This window comes from Virgibacillus sp. NKC19-16, assembly GCF_021560035.1.
Lineage (GTDB): Bacteria > Bacillota > Bacilli > Bacillales > Amphibacillaceae > Virgibacillus_L > Virgibacillus_L salidurans.
In genome coordinates, this window is the sequence record NZ_CP074373.1 from 353,687 (window position 1) to 376,143 (window position 22,457).

Here is a 22,457-nt window from a genome sequence, read left to right on the forward strand (position 1 = left end):
AGTTTTATGCTTTTAGTGAAGTATAATCTTTTCGTGGGTGAACTACAATGGCTTTTCATGAAAAACATTATTAGTTAAAATCATCGAAAAACTTACGCGTAATATATTGCATTTTTCGCAGGATAATAGTATGATAGTTTTTATCAATATATTGCATATAGTTCAAAAGTATTATGATCTTTTAGCATAATCAACATCGTAGGGGGAGCATTTATGAAGGAAAAACTACCATTTTCGTCTGCTGTCGCAATAGGAGTCATGTTGTTTGCACTATTTTTTGGAGCTGGAAATCTGATTTTTCCGGCAGAACTTGGTCAAAATGCCGGAACGAATCTTTTGCCGGCTGTTATAGGGTTTCTGATTACCGGGGTTGGATTGCCTTTAGTAGGAATTTTAGCGTTAAGTTATTCCGGAAGTAATGATTTACAGGAGCTTTCAAGCAGGGTTCATCCCATTTACGGCATACTGTTCACCTCACTTGTCTATCTGACGATTGGGCCATTTTTCGCAGCACCACGTACAGGTACGGTTGCGTATGAGGTTGGTATCATGCCGTTTGTAAGTGAAGAAAACTCACAGTTAGTATTGCTTGTTTTTACATTATTGTTTTTCGCAGCCACACTTTTATTTTCCCTAAAACCTGCAAAGCTTGTGGATAATGTGGGGAAAATATTAGCACCAGGTATTGTTGTTCTTCTGGGTATCTTATTAGTCGCGGTCGTCGTCCAGCCAATGGGATCCATTCAGGCGCCACAAGAAGCTTATAGTAGTGGGGCATTTATACAAGGTTTCTTAGAAGGGTATAATACGATGGATGCAATAGCTTCACTTGTGTTCGGGATTATCGTTATTAATGCAATTCGTTCCATGGGTGTAACTTCAAAAAGTGGAATACTAAAGACAACTGCTAAAGCGGGCAGTATTTCAACAGTATTACTTGCAGTTATCTATATGGGTATTGCTTATTTGGGGGCAACAAGCACTTCAACTTTTGGAATATTTGAAACAGGTGGACCGGTCCTTAGTAGCGGTGCGTCCTATTATTTTGGAGCATTGGGATCCATAATGCTGGGGATTGTTATTATCCTTGCTTGTTTAACAACGAGTATCGGTTTGACAACGGCCAATGCTGAGTACTTCCATAAATTGATTCCGAAAATCAGTTATAGAGCGTTTGTTATATTCTTTGCGACGATAACATTTGTGATTGCGAATTTCGGATTGGCGAATATTATTACCTACTCACTCCCGGTTTTAATGTTCGTGTATCCACTGGCAATTGTGTTAATGCTGTTGGCATTCCTATCACCACTGTTTAATCACGCGCGGATGGTGTATGTTTCAGCAATTGCGGTTACATTTTTGATCAGTATCTTTGATGGGTTGAAATCCTTATGTGAGTCACTGGGGATCGATTACTTTGCATGGATGCAACCATTTATCTCCTTTTACGAACAGATCCTTCCTTTATATAATGAGGGTCTTGGATGGCTGTTACCTGCCGTCATCGTTATTGTGGTAACGGGGGTCATTGCTCGTATTCAAAATGTAGCCACAGCCAACGCATAATATAAAGTCGGTTTCCTCATTTGAAGAGGAAGCCGGCTTTTACTTTTGTTCCAAATTACGTGCATAATATTCCTCAATTGAACGGAGCCAGTTTTCCTTCATAACGGATGAGGCTTCCTCCTTGTTGTGTTGTTGTATTAATTCGATGATTGTTTTATGCTCTTCTATTGATTTTTCTGTTAGAACAATCGAGTTATGGTAAAACAGTCTTCTAACATGTGCCTGCAAGGAGCTTATTAGACCAGAGATATATTTATTTTTCGCGGTATCCACAATAATTTGGTGAAATTCTTCATCAATTTTCAAAGCAGCATAAAAATTTTCCGAACGGATCGCCTCTGCAAACCGCATGTTTGTATGTGTAAGTAAATCAATGATATCATCCGTTAGATGGTCAATCGAAAGTTCGGCGGATAATGCCTGCAATGCCGCTAGAGGGGGAGGAGTTCATTAATGGATTCTTTTTCAACTTCTGTTACTTGTGTTGCTTTCCCTGGATACATTTTTACAAATCCATGTACTTCAAGCAGCTGAAGTGATTCCCGGACTGGGGTTCTGCTTACATTTAATGCGTTGGCAAGTTCCATATCCTGCAACTTCTCACCGGGCAACAATGTCCCATCGATGATCCATTGCTGAATTTGGTTGAATGCACTTTCCTTCGCAGACTGACGAATTGGTTTTAAATGATCATTTGGTATTGGCATTATTGTTCCCCCTTGTATAGAATTCCTTTTATATAGTATACATGAAAATGACATACATTGATATATAATATATTGCGTGGGATGTTTGCTTCATTTGGAAAACAACGTACAATGTAAGGAGCGGGCTGACCTGAGTCCGTGGCAATTATTTTTTAAAGGGAGTATTGGTACACGTGGAAATTCCTATTTTATATGAAGATAATCATTTGCTTATTGTTGAAAAGCCGATAAATATACCTGTACAAGCAGATAACACAGGGGATAAAGATTTACTTACATACCTTAAGCAGGACATTAAAGTTCGCTACCGGAAACCGGGCAATGTTTTCTTAGGACTTGTTCACAGATTAGATCGCCCCGTCGGAGGTGTGATTGTTTTTGCTAAAACGTCCAAAGCAGCATCCCGCATGTCTGATGTGATCCGTAGACAAGCAATGGAAAGAAGTTATTTAGCTGTTGTAAGAGGGGTTCCTGATAAAAGGCAAGGAAAATTAGAGCATTACCTGAGCAAAATTCATCAGGAAAACAAAGTGTATGCAGTTCCGGATCATCATAAAAAAGCCAAGAAAGCGTTGCTTGAATACAAGACGATAGCCCAAACGCAAGCATTAAGTCTGTTATCGGTTCAACTTCAAACAGGAAGACCTCATCAAATACGTGTTCAGCTAGCAGAAATAGGAATCCCAATCTATGGGGATCAGAAATATGGAAGTCATGTAAATAAGCCTGGACAGCAAATTGCCTTATGGGCTCATTCTTTATCCTTTGAACATCCAACGAAAAAGGAAATAATTACAGTAGATTCGCATCCACCAAGAGAACATCCGTGGAATCTTTTTGGGGCCTGTCCCTCGCCACATTAACGCGTTAAAGTAATGGGGGACAGGTCCCTGTTTTATTTTAATCTAGGAATATTGCTCATTATTTCAGTCATGGTGAAAGATATACAAGGGGTGTGGGGAGAAGTTACTTGTTCGTCTTTTTGGAATATATTCACAAGGTCATATTGTTCCGCATGTAGAGAATATTGCTCTAAGATGCCTGTCTTAGGTTCTACTATCCAATATTCGGGAATGTGGAAATTTGCATACGTATTCAGTTTATCGATTTTATCCCGTTTTAATGTAGACGGGGAAAGGATCTCTACAACAAGGTCTGGCGGCCCTGTTATACCGCGGTTACTTATAATATTCATTCGTTCCCTGTGGATGAGTACAAGATCAGGCTGCCTTACTTCATTATTAGCCAATATGACATCAATAGGGGCATTTAAAATAATATAATCTGATTCACAGCTTTTAGCAATATCTTTTTGCATCTGAAAACTTATCATCTGATGGGTCACGGTGGGCGCTGGGCTCATTAATTCTAATTGGCCATTAACTAGTTCATAGCGGTTTCCATCATCAATTGAAGCATAGTCATCATAGGTAAGGTTGCTTTCTTTTATTAGATCAGTACCGCGGTTCTTACTGTTACCATTATATTCATCGCTCATCATCATACCTCCAATCTATTTGTTTATAATAGTATACCATAGAGCAATGTACGTCGCTATGAAAGGCCTGTCTCCCGCCGATTTAATGCGTTACAGTGCTATTGTGGACTGTCTCATTTCCTGTACTTTCTACATAGGAACAGTATTTTTTCCTTTGTGGTTCTTGAAAATAAGATAATACGCGTTTGGTTTCGAGTAATGCGTCATCTTTGCCCTCAGTCATATAGCTAGGATAGCTACTCCAGACATAATTTTCAGGTTTGTTTACGATCTCCGCTTCAACCGGATTCAAGTGGATATATCTGCTTGCTTTAAGAAAGTAATCGCTCGTATCAATTAATTTTGCATAAAAACGACCTTGGAACACATGGCCTGATAATTCATAACGCTTATTAAAATATATAGCGTACCGGGAATGGATGAATTTGATGATCGCTCCGGGCGGATCTTCTTTTGTTTCTAGAAGCAGATGAATATGATTCGGCATAAGACCATATGCATGGAGGACAAAAGGGAAGTCTTCCTTGCAAGAACTGATAAGATCCATGTAGTACTGATAATCATCTAAATCATAAAATATGCTATCACGTCGATTTCCGCGAGCGGTAATATGGTAAGTAGCTCCTGGAAACCATATTCGAGGTTTTCGGCTCATTAATGATTCTCCTTTTCCAGTAATAATATGACTCTACCCTGCTTAGATGAACAAATCAACTATACAAAAGCCGATTTTGGCATGCTTTTACCTACCTAAAATGTAATTTTCTCCTTATGAAAATTGAAAAACTACTATCGAATTATAGTGTAAATCATAAATTTACAATTTTTTTAAAAGGGGGTCTGAAAGGGGGTCTGTCCTTCACCGAATTAAAGCTTTAGCGTAGTGGGGGACAGACCCCAAAATTCAAAATTAGTACCAGGTATTATTACTTTGTGATAAAATGAATGTACTAAGAATTGAGTTACATAAAGGAGATCAATCAAATGTATACTTTTGCAGCTAATTTTTTAAGGGTCATATTAGGATTATTCGGTAGGTTACGTGTCTATCAAAAGGAAAACATGCCACAATCAGGTGGATTTGTTATTGCGTGTACACATACAGGATGGGTTGATATATTGTGGCTTGGGGTTTCAGTTCTGCCTACCAAAATACATTATATGGCCAAAAAAGAACTATTCGAGACACGTTTTCTAAAATGGTTAATGCAAAAATTAAATGCATTTCCTGTCGATCGTGAGAATCCTGGTCCTAGTACGATCAAAACTCCGCGAAGATTACTGGCAGAAAATAAAGTAGTAGGTATATTTCCAAGTGGTACAAGGACAAGTGAAGAGACTCCATTAAAGAGAGGTGCGGTTACGATCGCTGGCCATTCCAAGGTTCCCATTGTTCCTGTGGCTTATGCTGGGCCGAACAATTTCAAAGATTTATTCAAGCGAATTAAACCACGAATAATCTATGGCGAACCAATTTATTTACCTAATCATTTATCAAGAAAAGAAGGACTAGAAGTAATGATGGATGAGCTTAACAGAGAACTAAAAAATCTACAGAAAGAGTTAAATAATAAGTAGTTATACTTAAAGGGGACTGTCTCTCATCACGTTAAAGCATTAACGCGGTGAGGGATAGTCCCCTTTTGAAGATGTTCTCCTCTATTGACCAACGTGGTCTAAAATGTTACACTCAAATCGACCGATATGGTCTATTTATAAATCACACTGAATATAAACCTATAAAGGGGGAGTGAGTGGCTATTACAAAGACATTTAATAACCTCGATGAAAATAAACAACAGCGTATTTTAAATGCAGCACTTAAGGAATTTGCAGAGAACGGTTATGAGCAAGCTTCAACAAACCGGATTGTGAAAAATGCTGGAATAGGCAAGGGAATGCTTTTTTACTATTTTAATAACAAAAAAGAGCTTTATCATTATCTAATCGATTATGCGATTAACGTGATGATTGATGAATATTTCAGTCTTATTGATACAAAGGAATCTGACTTTGTAGAGCGGTTGAAGCAGATTGCTCAAGTTAAATCGAACTATTACTATAATCATCCGGATGTCAGTAATTTTATTGGGAATATCTACTTGGATGATCAAGCGCAACTACCAGAAGGGTTGGAAAAGAGATTGCATGACTTACAAATAAAAGGATATTCTCTTTTATATGATAATGTAGATACAAGTTTATTCAGGGGAGATGTCAATGTAGAAAAAGTATATAAGCTTATCCGCTGGTCGATAGAGGGATACCAAAGTGAATTAATGGACTTCTTTAAAGGTCAGAATATATCATTTATCGACTTAGAACCCTATTGGGAAGAATTCGACGAATATCTGGAAATTTTAAAAACAAGTTTCTATAAACAAGAGGGGGAGTTCAAATGAGCGTACTGCAAATAAATAACCTGACAAAGAAATTCGGGAAATTTACAGCATTAGATGGAGTGAACATTGAAGTAAACGAAGGGGAGATTTATGGTTTCATTGGCCCGAATGGTGCAGGGAAATCAACGACCATTCGGGTGCTGCTCGGTATTTTAAAGGCAACAGCAGGGGGAGCAAAGATTTTTGGTAAGGATGTTTGGGCAGATGCGGTTGAGATTCATAAGCATATTGCCTATGTTCCAGGTGATGTAAATCTATGGCCAAACTTAACAGGTGGAGAAGTTATTGATTTATTTGTGAAACTGCGTGGTGGGAATAATAATAATCGGCGCGAGGAACTCATTGAGAAATTCAAATTAGATCCAACAAAAAAATGTAGGACCTATTCCAAAGGGAACCGGCAAAAGGTCGCTTTAATTGCGGCTTTTTCGTCTGATGCGGACCTTTATATATTAGATGAACCGACTTCAGGATTAGATCCATTGATGGAACAAGTTTTTCAGGATTGTGTCATGGAAGAAAAAAGGAAAGGGAAAAGTGTTCTGCTTTCTAGCCATATTTTATCAGAAGTTGAAAAGTTATGTGATCGAGTCGCTATTATTCGTGAAGGAGAAATTATTGAAAGCGGCTCTTTAGATGAGCTACGTCATTTAACGCGCAACAATCTGCTAGTTGAAACAAAACAACCCATTACGGCTTTACATGAGTTAAATGGTGTTCATGCCATTGAAGAACAGCAACAAGGCCTTGCGTTTCAGGTAGATTCAGAAGAAATGGACACAGTTATTAAGCATATAAGTCAATTTGGTATTGTGAAATTAGAAAGCGCACCACCGACATTGGAAGATTTATTTATGCGTCATTATGAAGGCGGGGAGCAAGCAGAGACAGGGGCAGGAGGTGCATCCTAATGGCAGATAATATGAAAAAAACTGGTGCGCTGTCTCGTTTTATTATAAGGCGGGATCGCATTCGTATTCCATTATGGTTAATCGGGATTACCTTTTTTACATTAATTGTGCCGATTGCTTTTGCAGATTTATATCCATCAGAACAAGACAGAGAAGGTATTGCTGAAACAATGGAAAATCCGGCGATGACAGCAATGGTGGGTCCGGGTGATTTAAGTAATTATACCATTGGCGCCATGACAGCACATCAAATGTTGCTTCTTACAGCAGTTGTTGTCGGGATAATGAGTATTCTGCTTGTGACTCGACATACACGGGCAGATGAAGAAGATGGACGTATCGAGATGGTTCGTTCCTTACCGGTAGGACGGTTGTCTAACCTAAATGCAACCTTATTTGTTTTAGTGATAACGAATGTGATTTTAGCGCTAATCACTGGTTTTGGATTATATGCATTAGGAATAAAAAGTATGGATCTGGAAGGATCTCTTCTATATGGCGTAGTATTAGGTGCAACTGGTATCTTCTTTGCTGGAGTGACTGCCCTATTTGCACAGCTTTCAGAGAGCTCCCGCGGTACGACTGGTTTTTCCATAGCGGTACTCATTATTGCCTATCTTGTTCGTGCAGTTGGAGATGTAGGTAACGAAACGTTATCATGGATCTCCCCTCTAGGCTGGGTGACACAGACAGAGGCTTATGCCACGAATAATTGGTGGCCGATTGTATTGATGCTCGGTGTATCTATCATTCTATTTATCCTTGCCAATTATTTGAATGCTGTTCGTGATTTGGAAGCAGGATTTTTCCCGGCTAGACCAGGTAGAAAACATGCTTCCTCATTTTTACAAGGCCCTACAGGTCTTGCGTTAAGACTTCAGCGGACTGGAATGATTGCTTGGGCGATTGGTATGTTTGTGATGGGTATTTCTTATGGATCCGTTATGGGTGATTTGGAATCCTTTTTTGAAGGCAACGAGGTCATGGAACAAATGCTAATGGAAGAGGAAGGATACACACTAACAGAGCAATTTATTCCGATGTTGATGATTGTAATGGCATTGCTCTCAACAGTACCTCCCATCATGGCAATGAATAAACTATATGGGGAAGAGAAAAAGAATCGGATTGAACATTTGCTTGGAAGAGCTGTTTCCCGTACTAAGCTGATGGGGAGTTATGTTGCAATTTCTGTTGTTAATGGATTTATTATGATTTCTCTTGCTGCCATTGGTCTATGGGCTGCGGGAGCCGCTGTTATGGAAGATGGGTTTGATTTTGGAACGATATATGGGTCGGCCCTAGTATACTACCCGGCAATGCTTGTTATGATTGGATTAGCTGTATTGATTATTGGTTTTCTTCCAAGGCTGACTAGTATCATTTGGCTCTATGTATTTTACTCCTTCATTGTTCTTTATTTAGGAGGATTATTCCAATTCCCAGATTGGGTTGGACAGCTCTCGCCGTATGGCTATATTCCTCAGCTTCCAGTTGAAGATATGGAATGGGCGCCGGTTATTATGCTGACAGTTATTGCAATTGTGCTGATGATTGTTGGATTTATTGGGTATAGGAAGCGGGATATTGAAGGGTAAGAGACGTGAGGAAGGCTCCGTGTTAATCAAACGTTTGATTAACTGGGGTCTGTCCTGCCTCCTGTTAACGCAATAATGTAATGAGAGCGATGTTCCGGTAGGTTCGGGCGAAGTTTTTGCGAATTCGATCGATTCCACCATATAAATTATGATTTTATTACTTTATTCCTGAACTGCCGCCATTTGCCCATATAGATCACTCTGTAGTAAAATACGTATAACAATAAGCTCGTCTGGTTCAATATGCGATGTAATTTTTTCACAATGAATGGAGGGTAATGAAAAATGGATAAATTCATGGAAAGAGCAGTAGAACTTGCTGTAGAAAATGTAAAAGATGGTGGCCAACCGTTTGGTGCAGTACTTGTAAAAGATAATAATGCTATAGCTGAAGGTGTTAACGAACTACATGAAACATATGACGTTAGTGGACATGCAGAACTGCTGGCTATTCGGCGAGCTCAGAACGAATTGCAAACGAATGATCTATCAGGTTACATAATGTATGCAAGCGGGGAGCCTTGCCCGATGTGTTTAACGGCAATGTACTTAGCAGGGATTGAAAAGGTTCTTTACTCTTCATCGCTTGAGGAGGCGGTTGAAGTGGGATTAGGGAAGGCAAAAGAAATATATGAAGACTTGCAAAAGCCGAAATCAGAACGCGAACTTTCAATGATACAGATGCCTTTGAATGAAGGGCAAGAAAATCCAATGAATTTATGGGAAGAGCGAAAGAAGTTTGTTGAGTAGGGAAAGACACCAATCAAGTTAGGAGCTATGTGATGAAAGATAAACAAAATAACAAAGGTCTAAAAGCCTTCATTTCCCTCTTGCTATCAACTAATATCCCAAAGTTAGCTCTAACATTAGGTCTAATCGGAAGTGTTATCACAACACTTGTAGGACTCACCATCCCATTGCTGACAAGAGAAATAGTGGATGGCTTTTCGGTGGAATCAATAAGCGCCACGATCATCATTGCTATTGGGGCAGCATTTATCTTACAAGCAGTTATTGATGGCTTTTCTACCTATCTACTAGCTTCAGTTGGACAACAAATCGTTGCACGACTAAGGGAGTTTATGTGGTTGAAACTGATTCGACTGCCAGTAAGTTATTTTGATAAAAAGACAAGCGGTGAATCGGTGAGTCGTGTTGTTAATGATACAGGGATTGTGAGAGATTTAATTTCAACGCACTTCCCGCAATTCATCACGGGCATCATCTCCATTATTGGGGCAGTGACGATCCTACTGATTATGGACTGGAAAATGACATTAATTATGTTGATTTCCGTTCCGTTTACAATTGTTCTGATGATTCCGCTTGGCAGCAAAATGGCGAAAATCTCACGTGGTCTGCAGGACGAAACAGCAACTTTTACAGGGAATATTCAACAAACACTTGCTGAGATTCGCCTTATGAAGTCTTCAACTGCTGAATCTGTTGAAGAGAAAAATGGAATAAAAGACATTGGAAAATTGCTTACATTTGGATTAAAGGAAGCACGTATCTTTGCCCTGATCGGTCCCCTTATGTATCTGATTATCATGATAGTTGTCGTCGTTATCATTGGATATGGCGGTATACGAGTTGCTGAAGGGTCGATGTCGACAGGCTCCCTTGTTGCATTTTTACTTTATCTTTTCCAAATCATTATGCCGATTACGACTTTTGCCATGTTTTTTACCCAATTACAGAAAGCAAAAGGAGCGACAGAACGAATTATTGATATCATGGATTTACCGCAAGAGGTGGGCCAATCCGGTATGGAGAAGGATATATCGAATGAAGCAATTTATGTTTCAAATGTATCTTTTGCCTATAATGCGGATGAACCTGTACTAGAAAATGTTTCCTTTGAAGCGCAACCTGGTGAAAAGATCGCTTTTGCAGGACCAAGTGGTGGCGGTAAAACAACATTATTTGGGCTGATCGAGCGATTTTATGAGCCAACTGCAGGAGATATACGGGTCGGTGGCACATCTATAACAGAACTGTCGATAAAATCCTGGCGCGATCAAATTGGGTATGTTTCGCAGGAAAGTGCGATGATGGCAGGAACTATCCGTGAAAATTTAACATATGGATTAGCGGAATCCGAAAGCATACCAAATGAACGGTTATGGAGAGTTGCTGAAATGGCTTATGCGGATCAATTTATTAAGACATTTTCAGAAGGCCTCGATACCAAAGTCGGGGAGCGTGGTGTGAAGCTTTCAGGAGGACAGAAACAGCGGATTAACATTGCACGAGCCTTTCTAAGGGACCCTGAAATTCTCATGATGGATGAGGCAACCGCAAGCCTGGATAGCCAATCGGAAAAGATCGTCCAGCAGGCGTTGACTCGGTTGATGGAGGGGCGTACAACCTTTGTTATTGCACATCGATTATCAACCATTACAGATGCTGATAAAATAATTTTTATAGAAAAAGGGAAGGTGACTGGGAGCGGGACGCATGAGGAATTGACGCAAACCCATGCACTGTATCGCGAGTTTGCCAAGCAGCAGCTATCGTGATGCGAAGATGCCTAACGCAAAGGGTCTGTCCCTCACTACTTTAGCACATTAGCGTAGCGAGGGGCAGGCCCCTTCATAAACTCTACAGCTTAACAATCGTCCGTCCACGGACTTTTCCTTCTAAAATTTCCTCTAGCATGTTTGGAACTTCCTCCAACGATACTTCGTTGACAACGTCTCCTGTAAGAAATGTAGGCTTTAAGTCGTCAGCTAAACGGTTCCAGACTTTCGTGCGTAACTCCATCGGACATTGAACAGAATCAATGCCGAGCCAGTTCACCCCTCTGGAGATAAATGGAAGGACGGTTGTAGAGACTTCGACGCCGCCCACTAGCCCGCTGGTAGCAACAGATCCATCGTATTTCAGGCTGCTCAGCATATATTGTAGGGTTTGCCCGCCGACTGGATCAACGGCTGCTGCCCACTTTTTCTTTCTTGTTGGCGTTCCGTCTGTATCGGCCACTTCCTCCCGATCTATGATTTCTTTTGCGCCTAATTTTTTCAGGTATTCTGCTTCACTGGACTTTCCAGTGCTCGCTGTAACGTCGTATCCTTTTTTAGCTAGCATATCTACAGAGAGGCTGCCGACACCACCTGTAGCTCCTGCAACGAGTACGGAGCCTTTACTTGGGTTTAGGCCATTGTCCTCAAGTCTTTGGATCGATAACCCAGCCGTTAATCCAGCTGTGCCAAGGGCCATTGATTCTTTGAGGGATAAGCCTTCTGGTAGCGGTACGACCCAATCCTTGGGTACTCTTGCAACCTCGCTAAACCCGCCAGAATGCTCTGTTCCAAGAGCATAACTTGTTACAATGACTTCCTCTCCCTTTTTAAAACTTCCATCTGCAGAATCGATTACAGTTCCGGCTAAGTCAATCCCTGGGACGTGAGGGTAAGATTCAACCATTTGATTTTTAATACCAACCATCCCATCTTTATAATTAATGCTGGAATAGGCAACCTGTATGGTTACTTCTCCTTCGGGTAAATCCTCCATCGTTAAACTTTTAACTTCTAAACGGCTTTGTTCATTTTCTTTATCTAACACAAGTGCTTGAAAAGTGTCCATTTTATTGATCCCGTCCTTTTCTATTAGAATAGCTATACCTTATCATATATCCTTTTTATATCGGAGCAAAACATACTGGTATTCTTTTTTAGCTTATGCCGTAATATGTAGCATATATTCCTATCACAAGCCGGAACATCATATTCCACTCAAAAAAGCAAAACGGCATCTTTTTCCATAGAATAACGTATACTGTACGGGGAAAAAGAGGATGATTTGAATGACAGAATATGAACTGAGAGTACATGAGGATATAAAGGTGTGGAGGAAAAAAGTTCTGAAGCGGTCCAGTCTATTCAATCAGTTATCGAAGAAAGCACAAACAAAAGTGAATGGCCTGATTCCCGAGAGAGCCCATAAAATTATTACAGAGAGTATAAAAAGTATGGTAAAGGCGACCTTGGTCGGATCGAATATTACAAAGGCAAAGCAACAACCAGCTGGCGTAAATTTGTATGACAGGGATGAGCTCATGAAGGAAAAGCTGACATCTTACCGGAAAACAGCAGTTATTGAAGGGGCGGGCACAGGTGCAGGAGGTATCTTCCTCGGACTTGCTGATTTTCCGTTGCTTTTATCGATAAAGATGAAATTTTTGTTCGAAGCAGCGGCCGTCTATGGATATGATACAAAGGAATATGAGGAGCGTCTGTTCATTTTACATGTGTTCCAGCTTGCATTTTCAAGTGACGAAAGGCGGAGGAAAACCTTTCGTATCATAGCGAATTGGGAATCTGAAAAGGGAAAGCTATTGGATATGGATTGGCGTGTCTTTCAACAGGAGTACCGAGATTATATTGATCTAATTAAAATGCTGCAATTAATTCCGGGATTTGGCGCAATTGTAGGAGCGTATGCCAATCATAATCTCCTTGATACACTGGGGGAAACAGCGATGAATGCTTACCGATTGCGGTTTTTGCAACTGTAAAAGAGGCCTGTCCCTCCCCGCTTTATCACTTTAGCACGGGAGGGACAGGCCCCATTAAATCATTAAAATTCTTCATAAGTAGCTGGATCTTGATCTTTATTTCTGCCATCAGGGCGAGTTAATGTTGCGATCGTACTCATTTCTGTATCATCAAGCGAAAAATCGAAAATCGATATATTTTCTAACTGTCGCACGTAAGTTGCAGATTTAGGTATTGGAATTGCCCCTAGTTGATAATGCCAGCGTAAAATAACTTGTGAAATTGTTTTGTTGTGCTGGTCGGCAATCCTTTGAATCTGTTCATTTTGTAAGACTGCATTTGCCCGACCCAAAGGACTCCAGGATTGTGTCTGAACATTATTTTCTTCATGCCATTTTCTTTGGTCTTCCTGGTTGAAAAATGGATGTAATTCTATTTGATTAATGCTTGGCTTAACACCTGTTTCCTTATCTAAACGATCGATATGTTCAGGCAAGAAGTTACACACACCGATAGAACGAATTAATCCCCATTTTTTAGCATCAATTAGCGCCTGCCAAGCTTCCACATATGTATCTTGTATTGGGTTGGGCCAATGAATGAGATATAAATCATAATAGTCCAAATTCGCGCGGTATAAAGATTCCTGAATGGTAGTAACCGCTTTATCATATGTTTGATAACGCCCTGGTAATTTGGATGTAATTCTTAAGTCTTCTCTCGGAATAGAACTGCGCCTCAGCGCTTCACCTACAGTACCTTCGTTTTCATAATTATAAGCAGTATCAATGAGTCGATAGCCTACATCCATTGCATTAGTTATAGCGTTAGCGCCTTCATTTCCATTAAGGTTAAATGTTCCAAAACCTATGACCGGCACAGTCAAGCCATCATTGAGTGTAATCTTAGGAATTGAGTTACTCATAGCCAATCACTCCTTTCATTATTATTTCAAGATTACCACTCATTTAAGTAGAAGTTCAAATTTATGAACTGAAAAAAGAGAAAACACCTAATGCCAATATGCTAAAGCATTAGATGTTTTCCAAAAAGTAATCAGATCTCACATCTTAATCGTTATATTTTTTGTTAGTAATCGGATCAACCATAATATAATAGCGATTAAAAGGATGGTTCCTGCTGTAGCTCCATATACCGGCAAATTAATGGAGTCGAATGGGAGCCAGTTTGACAGAGGTTCTCCTAGTTCGGTCCCCCAAAGCAAATCGGCAATGACCATAAACACAAGGGCACTTGTGATAAATCCCAAACCAATGAGCCATCCAAATCGATAGTATCCTGCACCGATAAACCAGCCAATGATATAATAGATGAGTATATTTAAGGTATACATCAGCAGTGATACTAGCCAGCTACTACTGTGAATCAGGATTGACGAACCAAGAATTGCCTTTGGCAGAAAAATACTAATACTATTATCAGAGGTCTCGATAACGTTACCTGCCATGGACCGATCAAATGTAACAGGTAAATTGGTCATTTCCATGACGACATATTCTAGACCAGTTAACACGCTCGCAATGACAGCAATGGCAATAGCAATTCCAGCTGCAGCCAACGCTGACCCTGTGAAGTAATCTTTTCGGGTCACGCCATGATTGAGATAAAAAGTCAGGAATGCATAGGCTGAGAGAATGCCGATTACAAGCATATAAATTTTGCTGGAACCATGAGAAAAGTATAAAAAGTCTCCGATCCCGCCATCAATACCTATGGATACTTCCATTATAATCATCACAATATGGGCTAACAAGATAAATGAAAGGAACCATAAAGACCATTTCAATTGTGCTAAAAACATATCCTGAGCAACTTTAGTGAAGAAAGATTGTTGGTTCATACTAAACCTCCTCACTTGTTAAATAAATGAATAAGTCCTGAAGGGAAATAGGTCTTAATTCAAGCCCTTTTTGCCGTGCATTTAGCCTGTATTCTTCATTTAGACGGCCATATACCATAACGGATTTTGTATCTCCTAATTGTTGTTCACGCAATTGGGGCATACTACTGACAAATTCGTCTACTTCCCCTGAAGAGCCAGTAATAGAAGCCCCTTTGGACACCAGTTTTTCATATTCTTCATGCAGAACAAGTTCACCTTTATCAATAATAATCACCTCATCAAATAAATAATCCATTTCAGAAACAAGATGTGTTGATAAAATAATGGTGCGCGGATGATTGTTTTGGTCTTCCAGTAATTCTTGATAAAAAATCTCTCTCGTGGGTGCGTCCATGCCGAGATATACCTCATCAAAAATGGTTATTGGTGCACGGCAAGCTAATCCCATTGTTGCACCAAGTGTAGATTGCATCCCTTTTGACAGTTTATTGACCGGTTTATCCAGTGGAAGCTTAAAACGATCAGCTAGGTGCATCGCATATTCCGCATCAAAATAAGGTCGGTACCTTTCAACAATGTCAAGCATGGACTTACTCTTGTCATGTTCATCGCTTAAGTCTGACTCATAGAGAAAAGCTACATGCTGCATAATATTTGCATTTTCGAAAGCCGTTTCACCACCGACCTTTATTGTGCCCTCTGTTGCTACCTGAAGAGAGGACAGTAGAGAAAGGAGAGAGGTCTTTCCAGCACCATTTCTACCAAGAAGTCCGTAGATTTTTCCTGCTTCAAGCTGCAATGAAATATCTTTTAGTGCCTCGAAATCCTTATATTTTAGGAATACATTTTTCAATTCTATATCAAACATCATATGTCACCGCCTTTTACCTTTTTAATTAAAGCAAATATTTCATCCTCAGATATGTCTAATTTATCCGCTTCTTGTACTAGATGCATGACATAGTCACTGACAAATGCTTCTTTTCGTTTTTGAATAAGTTTATCTTTGACGCCTTCCGCTACAAACATACCAACACCTCGTTTTTTATAAATAATTCCCTCATCAACCAGCTGTGTTACTCCTTTTGACACGGTAGCATGATTGATTTTGTAAAAATGAACTAGCTGATTCGTGGAAGGCGCCTGATCTCCTTCTTTCAGTTGGTCATTTACAATTTGATCTTCAATTCGCTCTCGTACTTGCATGAAAATAGGTTTGTTCGTATCAAATGCCATACTCAACTGGTAATCACCACTTTGTTTTTAGTTATATTCTGCTATGGTTATATGGTTATCCATATAACCATATTTGTTAAGTTTACTTTTGTCAAGAGAAATATGGATACGATTAGGATTCCGGTTATAAACTAATCAAGAAAGGACTTAAGATAGATAACAGGAGGAATCACAGGGAATGGCTACCTTAATCGTAACCGATGAAATTATTATTCACGCTCCTCTTTCAAAAGTTTGGGATGTACTTATAAAGTCGAAATATATTAGGGAATGGGACGATTTGCCGGATGACTTTCCGGAAGAAGTGCTCGATGTAGGAAGTGAAATAATTTGGGATTTTCCTGATGGTAGCTTTTCAAAAAATACCGTAGTTAAAGCAGAAGAGGGAAAAGAAATGCAAATAGCTCTGTATGTATCCAATTGGGAAGTAACACCAAAGCTTGGGGAGATCATTTATAGTTTTGAAATACTGATGCATGGTGACGGTACAAGACTGAGATTAAGACATGGCGATTTTTCTTTGTTGTCTAATGGAGAAGATTACCAAGAGGCATCGGCTAAATTTTCAGCTATAGCAAAAAGGAAGATAAAACAATTAGCGGAAAATAGGTAGAGTGCCCCCTTTGGATTTATAGAAAGGGGCACTCTGTCTAGTATTTAATACGGCTCAGAATCATGGCCTTTTTCAATCGCCTGTTCTGGCGATTTTTCAGCATCTTTGTTTCCAAGTGGATTTTTACTGGAACTATTTTTATCCTTTGTTTTCTTAGCTTCATCCAATCCCTCTCGCAGGCGGCGTCCATATTCTTCATCCGCTTCCTCTGCAAGTGCAATCATTTTATCTTGAATTCGTTGGTCACACTCGGAAATATCATTTACGAGGTTGGTGATCAAATCATCCTTTTCCCAGTCTTCAAACCAGCGGAAGGTTTCACCTGCTTGCCTCGTATTGTCATTTCGTTCGATGGATTCCCGTACAAGTTTTCCCTCGACTTTTGGTGTATGTTCTTTTCCGGTTTGTTCTGCTTCCTTTAAACCACCTAAGATAGATGGCTCATAGTTAACATGCGGGTTTTGGCCAGGTGCTTTATCGTTTGATTGCCGCATTGGCCCGCCTTCATGATTGGTTGCTACTCTTTTTTGGGCAGCATTAACCGGTACTTGCAAATAATTGGCCCCCACACGATAGCGCTGTGTATCGGAATAGGAAAACGTTCTGCCCTGCAGCATTTTATCATCGGAAAAATCAAGTCCGTCAACAAGTACTCCCGTGCCGAATGCGGCCTGTTCTACTTCTGTAAAATAATTCTCCGGATTTTTATTTAGGACCATTTTTCCGACTGGCAGCCAAGGGAACTGGTCCTGTGGCCAAATCTTTGTATCATCAAGTGGATCGAAATCCAGTTCAGGATGCGCTTCGTCACTCATAATTTGCACAAAAAGTTCCCATTCTGGATAATCCCCGCGCTCAATTGCGTCATATAAATCCTGTGTGGCGTGATTAAAGTTTGTTGCTTGAATATCATTCGCTTCTTGTTGTGTTAAATTTTTAATGCCTTGTTTTGGTTCCCAGTGGTATTTAACAAGTACGGCCGCGCCTTCACTGTTCACCCACCGATACGTATTAACTCCCGACCCTTGCATCATCCGGTAGTTTGCCGGGATTCCCCATGGCGAATAAATAAATGTAACCATATGAAAGGATTCGGGTGAATTTGCACAAAAATCAAAGAAACGTTCATTATCCTGAATATTTGTTATGGGATCGGGTCTAAATGCATGAATCATGTCAGGAAATTTCATGGCATCGCGAATAAAAAAGATTTTTATATTGTTTCCAACTAAATCCCAGTTTCCATCTTCTGTGTACATTTTTACGGCAAATCCACGAGGGTCCCGAAGTGTCTCCGGGGAATGCGTGCCATGCACCACCGTTGAAAAACGAATGAAGAGCGGCGTCTGCTTCCCTTTTTCCTGAAAAACTTTCGCCCGTGTATACTTTGAAACAGGTTCTCCGCCAACAGTTCCATATGTTTCAAAATACCCATGAGCACCTGTACCACGGGCATGAACAATGCGCTCTGGTATCTTTTCTCTGTCAAAGTGGCTGATTTTTTCAATGTAATCATAGTTTTCAAGTGTCGCCGGGCCGCGATTGCCTACTGTTCGTATGTTTTGGTTGTTTGTAACTGGATGCCCTTGTCTCGTTGTAAGTGTGTCTTCATTTTCGATATGTGTTTGGTGATTGGTTTCGTTTGAATGATCTTTGGCCATACTTTTACCTCCGATTTATTATAGATTTGCATAGCATATTTCTAAAGCAAGTCTCAGGTGAAATGAGGCTGTGCTTTGGTTTATGCATGTACCTATAACGTTGCCAAAAATGACCAATATTATCCTTGTTTTTAGTTAGTATATATCATGGGGGTTATATTCTTTTCCTGTTTCTATATACTTCTTGATGAAGTTGAAGGCTTGCTCTAAAGATCGCACATCGTAATTTGCTCTTCTTTTCGTTCTATCGTGCGGATCATAATGATGGTGATGAGGTTCGGTCTCAATTTTAAATTCATCCGGAGTCCATTCTGCATTATGTGGGTCATTTCCCCAACCTGAAATATGACTAAGTTGAATACTTTTCTTCGGGATAATTATTTTCCAGTTATATTGATATAATCGGATATATCCCTTTTCATTATAGTTTTCAACTGCATGTAAACCAGTGATTCCAAGCACAGGATGTTCTATAAGAGGGAATAATACCTCGAGCCTTTTATTCGTTCTTCTAAAGTTGGCAAAAATAGAGTTCCTGTTATATAAATGCTTATAAGATTTTAGTAAATATCCATATGTTACAAGTATATCGTCAATATCTGCAGGGAGGAGTAGTTCATCTTTATCATATGCCAAATCAGCTCCCTCCCAGCAGCTTCATTATTTCCTTTTTCTCATTTTCTAAATCTCGCCACAGATAATAGTCACTAGGATCATCCATTGAATCACCATCATACGCTGCAAACGCCTCTTTTACCGAACCTGATTTATATTTAATTTCCAGTTGGGTAATTTCATAGTTTAATTCTTCTAATCGCTCTGCAGGTGATTGATCTCGAAGTTTTTTTTCTTGTGCATTCATTTGCATACGAATTGCATATATAGGATCTTCCCAGAGCTCAACTGTATATTTAGGGATTTTACGATGGGAGTTGGTATTTACGACTTCTAATCCCTGTTGTATATATTTGTTCAAGGTAACTCTGGACACACCTAAATGATCTGATGCTTCTTTCGGTGTTAATAAATAGGATGAGGGATAACTAAATTGAATTTCATCGCCTCCCATTTGATAATACCAGTGTTCAAAATCGATTTTTAATTTTCCAAAGTCCATATCTGAAGAAGGTAATTCCGTATACGCTAAACGTTGTAACCACTTTTTTAAATTCTTTTGATGTTTTTCGGAAAGTAGATAATCATTGTTAAATTTAATTCCGTATTTGTCTAACGCTATTCCAACGACCTTATCAGGAAACATACTTAACAAGACGGTTACAATTTTCCCCATAATATAATCTGTTTCTTTTTCAATTATAGAAAGTTCATGATTGCGATAGCCTTGGTTGATATTTTTATTGGTTAGTTCGTAAATTGCATTACTCATTGGGCCCATTCCTCCTCACCTCCATTATAAGTGGTATTTACTATATGTCAATTTTGTTAATAGACAAAAATGGTATATTGTAAATAGTATGCTCATGACTATATGAAATATGTCTTAAAGATTAGCGAAACCTGGTAGTTAAGCATGGCTTTTATATACTTTTGATACAATTATATTGGAGTTAAATAGTCTGTAGAACTTTTAAAATTGTTTAATCACCGGGCAACCATCACATGAATACCATAATAAACAGAAACTGCAAATGAAGGAGGGAAGATTATGCAGATACATGTGGTGCAGCGTGTTGAGTCCTTATGGGGGATAGCACAGCGATATAGTGCCGATATGAATCAGATTGTATTAGTCAATCAATTAGATAATCCAGATGTGCTTGTTGTGGGGCAGGCATTAGTTATTCCAGATCCTAACCGGGAATATGTTGTGCAAGCAGGGGATAACCTGTGGTCCATTGCACAAATATATGGTGTACCTGTACAGGAGCTTGCGGAGTTCAATAATATTACAAATCCCTCACTTATTTATATTGGTCAAATGCTCATTATTCCCTATTTCCCTCATATCGTACAGCCTGGTGAATCGCTTTGGGCTATCGCTCAGGGGTATGGAGTCAGCGTAAATCAAATTATTCAGGCAAATAACATTACAAACCTCGACCTCATTCATATCGGGCAGACACTAGGAATCCCGGCTGCTGATAGGCCAGTAACGGAAACAAATGCTTTTACAACGCAATTGAATGAACAAGGAAGGCAAGAAGTGTTGATGTTAGGAAGAAATTTTACGTATCTCTCCCCGTTTTCCTATAACATAAATTCGGATGGTACGATTACAGAATTACAGGATCAGCTAGTCCTGGAAGCGGCTGATGCAACAAATACTGCCCCGCTTTTAGTGCTGACAAATTTTACAAATGGTGGCTTTGACTCAGATCTAGCAGCTGCAATACTACGTAATCCGGATCTTCAGGAGACATTGATAACTAATCTGATCAATGAGATGCGTGTGAAGGGATATGCCGGTATAAACTTTGATTTAGAATATATTTATCCAGAGGATCGCGAAAATTATAATGATTTTTTAAGGCTTACAGTTGCGCGAATGCACCCACAAGGATTTATCGTTTCCACGGCAGTTGCCCCTAAAGTTTCAGCTGATCAACAGGGGTTGCTTTATGAAGCACATGATTATCAGGCACATGGAGAAATTGTCGACTTTGTTGTGGTTATGACCTATGAATGGGGATGGGCTGGAGGAAGACCGTGGGCGATTGCTCCCATTAATGAAGTCCGGCAAGTGCTGGATTACGCAGTGTCGGTGATCCCCCGTAATAAAATCTCCATTGGCATACCGTTATATGGGCGTGATTGGGAAATCCCTTGGGTGGAAGGAACAACAGCACAAACGATTAGCCCGAAAGAAGCAGTGCAGCTGGCAGCCCAATATGGTGCTGCCATTGAGTATGATGAAACGTATCAATCCCCATTTTTCCGCTATGTGGACGAAAATGGCCAAGCGCATGAAGTGTGGTTTGAAGATGCCGGTAGTGTTCAGGCAAAATACGACACGCTCAAGAATTATGGCCTAAGGGGGGTTAGTTACTGGGTGTTGGGTAATCCATTCCCGCAAAATTGGGCTGTCCTTCAGCGTAATTTTAGGATTAGAAAATTTTAGCTGGAAAACGCTGATCGAAGTGCCTATTCGTATCAGCGTTTTTTGATTAATCTTCCACTAGAAGCAGATCAATCTTTTGCAGAGGGGCTTCTTCATAACTTGGAATTAATCCCTTCGTAGAAATCGTCTCTTTTGTAACTACTTTCTGCTTTAATGTAATCGCTAGTGGATTTTCAAAAGGAAACTCATGGATGGCGATCGTATCATGACCTTTCCAGGTAAGTCCCATTTTATTTTCATTAAATCCATGGAGTGCACTAGAAATCGGAATTCCTTCTCGGAAAAAGGGATGGCCGTCTTCCATCGCAACTTCGGGTTCATTTAAGCACAAAAATAAGGATAGACTATCACAGATCTGGAGCAGGGCGTAATGAAAGTCAAATGCAGCTTTATCAAATTCGGAAAATGATTCAATTATTTGTTGTTGGCGCTCTTTCTCTTGTTCGACAAAGGCTTTAGCTTCGTCTGAGGTTTCTTGCAGGAGAAAGTTCATATAATACCTGCTGCATAATAGTCCTGCATACGCGTCACGTCCCACTACTTCCTCAATGCCATGCTTGTAAAATACAGCCTTTGGAGGTGTGGGGAAATCAATAAATGTGTAAGGTTCCTGTTTTTGGTCATTCCAGAAAGGCTGCTTGTCAACTGGTTTCCATCCAACATCATGATTGTAAATTGCATATTCAACAGACTTCCGAAGCTTAGTATCCTTAAATAAAGCACCTCGCCAGTTGGTTATGATTTCTCCGGAAACTTGAGCATGGTCGTGTTGTTTGATCAATACAAATTCATTTTCACGTTCTCTGACAATCATTAA

Annotated in this window: 24 protein-coding genes; 11 read left to right on the forward strand and 13 right to left on the reverse strand. The window is 39.8% G+C overall.

The genetic code is table 11. From position 1 onward, the window contains the following. The first annotated feature begins 213 nt into the window (after window positions 1–213). On the forward strand, window positions 214–1,569 hold the full coding sequence (gene brnQ, locus KFZ58_RS01945; protein ID WP_235793193.1) for a branched-chain amino acid transport system II carrier protein: 1,356 nt from the start codon (window positions 214–216) through the stop codon (window positions 1,567–1,569). Between the two features lie 39 nt (window positions 1,570–1,608). Here brnQ and KFZ58_RS19275 read toward each other — a convergent pair whose 3' ends face one another. Together KFZ58_RS19275 and KFZ58_RS19280 are read right to left on the reverse strand one after the other, a co-directional pair. After that, window positions 1,609–1,995 (reverse strand): GntR family transcriptional regulator, encoded by a 387-nt coding sequence (locus KFZ58_RS19275; protein WP_370642392.1) that lies wholly within the window; start codon window positions 1,993–1,995, stop codon window positions 1,609–1,611. Between the two features lie 5 nt (window positions 1,996–2,000). Next, window positions 2,001–2,276 (reverse strand): GntR family transcriptional regulator, encoded by a 276-nt coding sequence (locus KFZ58_RS19280; RefSeq protein WP_370642393.1) that lies wholly within the window; start codon window positions 2,274–2,276, stop codon window positions 2,001–2,003. A gap of 173 nt (window positions 2,277–2,449) precedes the next feature. On the opposite strand from KFZ58_RS19280, the gene KFZ58_RS01955 reads away from it, so the two are divergent. Beyond that, on the forward strand, window positions 2,450–3,139 hold the full coding sequence (locus tag KFZ58_RS01955) for an RluA family pseudouridine synthase (RefSeq protein ID WP_235793194.1): 690 nt from the start codon (window positions 2,450–2,452) through the stop codon (window positions 3,137–3,139). Between the two features lie 32 nt (window positions 3,140–3,171). Here KFZ58_RS01955 and KFZ58_RS01960 read toward each other — a convergent pair whose 3' ends face one another. Together KFZ58_RS01960 and KFZ58_RS01965 are read right to left on the reverse strand one after the other, a co-directional pair. Next, complete coding sequence (locus tag KFZ58_RS01960) at window positions 3,172–3,774, reverse strand: Uma2 family endonuclease (protein ID WP_235793195.1); 603 nt, start codon at window positions 3,772–3,774, stop codon at window positions 3,172–3,174. Window positions 3,775–3,856: 82 nt separating this feature from the next. Further along, complete coding sequence (locus tag KFZ58_RS01965) at window positions 3,857–4,429, reverse strand: REP-associated tyrosine transposase (protein ID WP_235793196.1); 573 nt, start codon at window positions 4,427–4,429, stop codon at window positions 3,857–3,859. Between the two features lie 329 nt (window positions 4,430–4,758). On the opposite strand from KFZ58_RS01965, the gene KFZ58_RS01970 reads away from it, so the two are divergent. The 6 genes from KFZ58_RS01970 to KFZ58_RS01995 all read left to right on the forward strand — a co-directional run bounded on the left by KFZ58_RS01970 (window position 4,759) and on the right by KFZ58_RS01995 (window position 11,207). After that, complete coding sequence (locus KFZ58_RS01970) at window positions 4,759–5,352, forward strand: lysophospholipid acyltransferase family protein (RefSeq protein WP_235793197.1); 594 nt, start codon at window positions 4,759–4,761, stop codon at window positions 5,350–5,352. A 176-nt stretch (window positions 5,353–5,528) separates the two neighbouring features. Beyond that, window positions 5,529–6,176 carry a TetR/AcrR family transcriptional regulator gene (locus KFZ58_RS01975; RefSeq protein WP_370642394.1) on the forward strand — a complete coding sequence of 216 codons (648 nt, stop codon included), beginning with the start codon at window positions 5,529–5,531 and terminating at the stop codon, window positions 6,174–6,176. Then, window positions 6,173–7,087: an ABC transporter ATP-binding protein gene (locus KFZ58_RS01980; RefSeq protein WP_235793198.1), complete on the forward strand. Its 915-nt coding sequence runs from the start codon at window positions 6,173–6,175 to the stop codon at window positions 7,085–7,087. The genes KFZ58_RS01975 and KFZ58_RS01980 overlap by 4 nt, the downstream gene beginning before the upstream one ends. Continuing rightward, window positions 7,087–8,685, forward strand: a complete 1,599-nt coding sequence (locus tag KFZ58_RS01985) for an ABC transporter permease (protein WP_235793199.1) — start codon at window positions 7,087–7,089, stop codon at window positions 8,683–8,685. The genes KFZ58_RS01980 and KFZ58_RS01985 overlap by 1 nt, the downstream gene beginning before the upstream one ends. Window positions 8,686–8,970: 285 nt before the next feature. Next, window positions 8,971–9,435: a nucleoside deaminase gene (locus KFZ58_RS01990; RefSeq protein ID WP_235793200.1), complete on the forward strand. Its 465-nt coding sequence runs from the start codon at window positions 8,971–8,973 to the stop codon at window positions 9,433–9,435. Between the two features lie 32 nt (window positions 9,436–9,467). After that, complete coding sequence (locus tag KFZ58_RS01995) at window positions 9,468–11,207, forward strand: ABC transporter ATP-binding protein (RefSeq protein ID WP_304956811.1); 1,740 nt, start codon at window positions 9,468–9,470, stop codon at window positions 11,205–11,207. Between the two features lie 82 nt (window positions 11,208–11,289). On the opposite strand, the gene KFZ58_RS02000 is transcribed toward KFZ58_RS01995, so the two are convergent. Then, entirely contained in the window at window positions 11,290–12,276 is a 987-nt protein-coding gene (locus KFZ58_RS02000) for an acrylyl-CoA reductase family protein (protein WP_235793202.1), read from the reverse strand. A 220-nt stretch (window positions 12,277–12,496) separates the two neighbouring features. Between KFZ58_RS02000 and KFZ58_RS02005 the strand changes: the two genes are divergently transcribed. Continuing rightward, window positions 12,497–13,207, forward strand: coding sequence for an EcsC family protein (locus KFZ58_RS02005; protein ID WP_235793203.1), 711 nt, complete (start codon window positions 12,497–12,499; stop codon window positions 13,205–13,207). A 62-nt stretch (window positions 13,208–13,269) separates the two neighbouring features. Here KFZ58_RS02005 and KFZ58_RS02010 read toward each other — a convergent pair whose 3' ends face one another. The 4 genes from KFZ58_RS02010 to KFZ58_RS02025 form a co-directional block, all read right to left on the reverse strand. Beyond that, window positions 13,270–14,112 carry an aldo/keto reductase gene (locus KFZ58_RS02010; protein ID WP_235793204.1) on the reverse strand — a complete coding sequence of 281 codons (843 nt, stop codon included), beginning with the start codon at window positions 14,110–14,112 and terminating at the stop codon, window positions 13,270–13,272. Window positions 14,113–14,250: 138 nt separating this feature from the next. Next, window positions 14,251–15,048: a hypothetical protein gene (locus tag KFZ58_RS02015; protein WP_235793205.1), complete on the reverse strand. Its 798-nt coding sequence runs from the start codon at window positions 15,046–15,048 to the stop codon at window positions 14,251–14,253. A 1-nt stretch (window position 15,049) separates the two neighbouring features. Then, complete coding sequence (locus KFZ58_RS02020) at window positions 15,050–15,922, reverse strand: ATP-binding cassette domain-containing protein (protein WP_235793206.1); 873 nt, start codon at window positions 15,920–15,922, stop codon at window positions 15,050–15,052. Next, complete coding sequence (locus tag KFZ58_RS02025) at window positions 15,919–16,287, reverse strand: GntR family transcriptional regulator (protein ID WP_370642486.1); 369 nt, start codon at window positions 16,285–16,287, stop codon at window positions 15,919–15,921. The genes KFZ58_RS02020 and KFZ58_RS02025 overlap by 4 nt, the downstream gene beginning before the upstream one ends. A gap of 178 nt (window positions 16,288–16,465) precedes the next feature. Here KFZ58_RS02025 and KFZ58_RS02030 point away from each other — a divergent pair, with 178 nt between their 5' ends. Continuing rightward, a complete protein-coding gene (locus KFZ58_RS02030) occupies window positions 16,466–16,900 on the forward strand; it encodes an SRPBCC family protein (RefSeq protein ID WP_235793208.1) in 435 nt (144 codons plus the stop codon). 44 nt (window positions 16,901–16,944) lie between these two features. On the opposite strand, the gene KFZ58_RS02035 is transcribed toward KFZ58_RS02030, so the two are convergent. The 3 genes from KFZ58_RS02035 to KFZ58_RS02045 all read right to left on the reverse strand — a co-directional run bounded on the left by KFZ58_RS02035 (window position 16,945) and on the right by KFZ58_RS02045 (window position 19,948). Then, entirely contained in the window at window positions 16,945–18,561 is a 1,617-nt protein-coding gene (locus tag KFZ58_RS02035) for a catalase (protein WP_235793209.1), read from the reverse strand. A 135-nt stretch (window positions 18,562–18,696) separates the two neighbouring features. Then, the gene (locus KFZ58_RS02040) at window positions 18,697–19,197 is read right to left on the reverse strand and encodes a toxin-antitoxin system TumE family protein (protein WP_235793210.1); all 501 of its coding nucleotides are present in this window, start codon (window positions 19,195–19,197) and stop codon (window positions 18,697–18,699) included. A 1-nt stretch (window position 19,198) separates the two neighbouring features. Next, complete coding sequence (locus tag KFZ58_RS02045) at window positions 19,199–19,948, reverse strand: helix-turn-helix domain-containing protein (RefSeq protein ID WP_235793211.1); 750 nt, start codon at window positions 19,946–19,948, stop codon at window positions 19,199–19,201. Between the two features lie 279 nt (window positions 19,949–20,227). Between KFZ58_RS02045 and KFZ58_RS02050 the strand changes: the two genes are divergently transcribed. Continuing rightward, on the forward strand, window positions 20,228–21,640 hold the full coding sequence (locus KFZ58_RS02050; RefSeq protein WP_235793212.1) for a glycoside hydrolase family 18 protein: 1,413 nt from the start codon (window positions 20,228–20,230) through the stop codon (window positions 21,638–21,640). 46 nt (window positions 21,641–21,686) lie between these two features. Here the strand turns inward: KFZ58_RS02050 and KFZ58_RS02055 are convergent, their stop codons facing one another. After that, a complete protein-coding gene (locus KFZ58_RS02055; RefSeq protein WP_235793213.1) occupies window positions 21,687–22,454 on the reverse strand; it encodes a DUF3891 family protein in 768 nt (255 codons plus the stop codon). Between the last annotated feature and the right edge of the window lie 3 nt (window positions 22,455–22,457).

Bases quoted from the DNA above. Each gene is read 5' to 3' on its own strand.
- KFZ58_RS02000 (WP_235793202.1), bottom strand. From the start codon at position 12,276: ATGGACACTTTTCAAGCACTTGTGTTAGATAAAGAAAATGAACAAAGC.
- KFZ58_RS01980 (WP_235793198.1), top strand. From the start codon at position 6,173: ATGAGCGTACTGCAAATAAATAACCTGACAAAGAAATTCGGGAAATTT.
- KFZ58_RS02020 (WP_235793206.1), bottom strand. From the start codon at position 15,922: ATGATGTTTGATATAGAATTGAAAAATGTATTCCTAAAATATAAGGAT.
- KFZ58_RS01990 (WP_235793200.1), top strand. From the start codon at position 8,971: ATGGATAAATTCATGGAAAGAGCAGTAGAACTTGCTGTAGAAAATGTA.
- KFZ58_RS01970 (WP_235793197.1), top strand. From the start codon at position 4,759: ATGTATACTTTTGCAGCTAATTTTTTAAGGGTCATATTAGGATTATTC.
- KFZ58_RS02030 (WP_235793208.1), top strand. From the start codon at position 16,466: ATGGCTACCTTAATCGTAACCGATGAAATTATTATTCACGCTCCTCTT.
- KFZ58_RS01995 (WP_304956811.1), top strand. From the start codon at position 9,468: ATGAAAGATAAACAAAATAACAAAGGTCTAAAAGCCTTCATTTCCCTC.
- KFZ58_RS02005 (WP_235793203.1), top strand. From the start codon at position 12,497: ATGACAGAATATGAACTGAGAGTACATGAGGATATAAAGGTGTGGAGG.
- KFZ58_RS19280 (WP_370642393.1), bottom strand. From the start codon at position 2,276: ATGCCAATACCAAATGATCATTTAAAACCAATTCGTCAGTCTGCGAAG.
- KFZ58_RS02050 (WP_235793212.1), top strand. From the start codon at position 20,228: ATGCAGATACATGTGGTGCAGCGTGTTGAGTCCTTATGGGGGATAGCA.
- KFZ58_RS02035 (WP_235793209.1), bottom strand. From the start codon at position 18,561: ATGGCCAAAGATCATTCAAACGAAACCAATCACCAAACACATATCGAA.
- KFZ58_RS02025 (WP_370642486.1), bottom strand. From the start codon at position 16,287: ATGGCATTTGATACGAACAAACCTATTTTCATGCAAGTACGAGAGCGA.
- KFZ58_RS01965 (WP_235793196.1), bottom strand. From the start codon at position 4,429: ATGAGCCGAAAACCTCGAATATGGTTTCCAGGAGCTACTTACCATATT.
- KFZ58_RS02045 (WP_235793211.1), bottom strand. From the start codon at position 19,948: ATGAGTAATGCAATTTACGAACTAACCAATAAAAATATCAACCAAGGC.
- KFZ58_RS02055 (WP_235793213.1), bottom strand. From the start codon at position 22,454: ATGATTGTCAGAGAACGTGAAAATGAATTTGTATTGATCAAACAACAC.
- brnQ (WP_235793193.1), top strand. From the start codon at position 214: ATGAAGGAAAAACTACCATTTTCGTCTGCTGTCGCAATAGGAGTCATG.
- KFZ58_RS01985 (WP_235793199.1), top strand. From the start codon at position 7,087: ATGGCAGATAATATGAAAAAAACTGGTGCGCTGTCTCGTTTTATTATA.
- KFZ58_RS01960 (WP_235793195.1), bottom strand. From the start codon at position 3,774: ATGAGCGATGAATATAATGGTAACAGTAAGAACCGCGGTACTGATCTA.
- KFZ58_RS02015 (WP_235793205.1), bottom strand. From the start codon at position 15,048: ATGAACCAACAATCTTTCTTCACTAAAGTTGCTCAGGATATGTTTTTA.
- KFZ58_RS02010 (WP_235793204.1), bottom strand. From the start codon at position 14,112: ATGAGTAACTCAATTCCTAAGATTACACTCAATGATGGCTTGACTGTG.